At 38.5% G+C, this 2456-nt stretch carries 1 protein-coding gene; it reads left to right on the top strand.

The window, feature by feature from the left end; genetic code table 11:
* The coding region (locus tag D0T51_RS12130; RefSeq protein WP_163729658.1) for a hypothetical protein at window positions 1-2456 on the top strand (2456 nt) is incomplete at both ends.

A 2456-nucleotide genomic window follows, 5' to 3' on the forward strand; every position in this document is an offset into this window, starting at 1 on the left:
TATGATGCTGCCGATGAGTTCAAGTCGTTAGGTTACAAACTAAAAGCGACGAACCGGGATGCTAAATCCTTTAAGTTGATCCTGACTGTGGATGAGTTTACGACTTTAAAGACCTTCGATTGGGGAGGTTCTACAATTACTCCGGCCATGTCAAATAGTAATAAGACTTATACATTGACACTGACTGATCTCTCATCAACCGAAAAGACGCTTAGCTTCCAGGGAGCTTCCAGCCGCTTGGGTACTCATGTGGTAACTCCATCGATTCAGTATTGTACGGTGGAAACAGGATTTCCGACGATTACGCTGGCGTTGCCTACGGTATCGGGAGTTCCTACCTTATCGCATGTGAGCTCCAAATATGTAAAATCACTGACTGATGATACGGAAGTCAACCAATGGGATATCCATATGGATGGTTCCACCCCCAATATGGTTCGTTCGGAGTTTAAGAATGTAGGGACTGCGGATGGATATGACCTTTCAGCATTATTAAGTATATCAGGATCCTATGGTCTTTTAGATACAGCAAACATCTGTTATCAAATAGGGAATGGTAGTAAAATTAAACTTCTGAAAGAGCAAGTGGCGATTAATTCTCGTAGACAGAACTCTACTAGTTATGGTTACTTTGGAGTTCATGCAAGAAAAGAAGCTACAAAAGTGACAGTTTCTTTGTCTAAAACAGAATCACTACCCATCGGACAAACGATAACTTTTTGGATTCCTATGAAAAATGGGAAGACCTATAACAATGAAAATAATAATGTTTATTTTGATTATCATACAACAACCATAAGCGGATTCTCTGCGACTCTTTATGCTAATAATCAAGCAGGACAAGATAGAATGAGCGTGAATGGTGGTATTGCGTATTTAGCAGCGCCTCATTTCCGGGAGCTTCCGGCTAAATTCACGATTAAAAAGGGAGAGATCAAAACTCAAACGGTCCGGATAACTGCAGGTTCTCTTAATGTAAATAAAGGAAAAATGAAAGTACATCTTTTGCTTCCTTCTTGGCTAAAATTGATAGAGCCGGCTGATGGTTCATTTGTCTTTAGTAACTTAAACGGAGCGACCGTTTATTCTTCAGAAACCTCTGATTTGACAGGAAAAGCACCTTATAGCATATATACAGGAGTTTCGGATAGAGAAGGACTTTTGACCTTTACTTATACAACGGATGGCTCTTTCAGCTCTTCAGATCCCAATCTGGATGGAGTTATTTCCTACTATATTGACTATGACTACAATGGACAAGTGTTGGACAAAATATATCAAGTCTTTCAACCAGTAAGTTTGCTTTGTAAGGAAGAAGGTGTTGTTTTTGAAAAACTATCCCTTCATCGTATTACCCGTGGATTAAAAGATAGTAATGAAGACCATATCCCAGATTCGAATACTCCAGCTTTGGATAATGAAATAGATCATACTCGATATATGCTGGATGATGAAGGTGAGATTCGTTGGCAAGCTCGGATTATAGAATCATCTAAATATTTATATTTCCCAGTTACAGCACTTTTTAATATAACACCGACTGTAAAAGCAGATAAAGCGAAGGTAAAGTGTGGTGGAGTAGAAACCTCTTATGATATAGAGGTTGGTAGTACCAATAAGACATCTTTTTATGTACTTGTAAAAGCGGGTACCACCCCTTTTGAGGCTGGGGATGTAATTGATATGTCGCTTCCTTTTGTCGCATCAAGTAGTGGAATTTTTACTTCTGAATGTTTTGTTAGTAATACAGAGATAACAACTCCATTAGATGCTGAAAATGATCCTAATCGGAAAGGAAAAGATTCAAAATCTCTAGGAATGATGACTTATGATCTTAATAATGTGTTTTTAGATTATAATAGTGGGAAGCTCATATTTAATGACACTGGAGAAAAAACGTTGGGTATGTATGCGAATATTTTTCACGATGCTCCCAGGTCTCCTTATTTTCAAAAGGAGGTTCGTCGTCATGCTTATCCGGGAAAGTTGGTTTTGAAGTTTCCGGATGGTTATGTATTGACCAATACGTCTATAAAAGTGACAAAAGGAGGATTGGATGCACATGGACCTGCAGAGAAAATGCTGCCGCCAACAATAAGTGATAGAAATAACTATGAGTATGATCTTTCTTCTTTATATGATCTTTCGTATATAAGTGGTGCTGGTATAGATGCTGATAAATGGATACTTCCTGATGATCGGTGGTTGTATAATTTTTATGTAACTCTACAGGCAACAAAAGGAGCTTCTTTAGGTAGTAGTCCTTTTAAAATGGAAATGATTTATAAAGTACCAGGAAAGGATGATGTAATATCCACAAGAGATGTGACGTTTAACTACAACGCTATCGCCACCCAACTCAGTGGCCTTCCTACTGAATTACCTTACTTCGGTTCCGAGCTAACCATTCCTGTAGCTACCGTAGGTAATCCTAACCAAGCTACCCTTGATAAAGT

This window comes from Parabacteroides sp. 52, assembly GCF_010500925.1.
Lineage (GTDB): Bacteria > Bacteroidota > Bacteroidia > Bacteroidales > Tannerellaceae > QVMG01.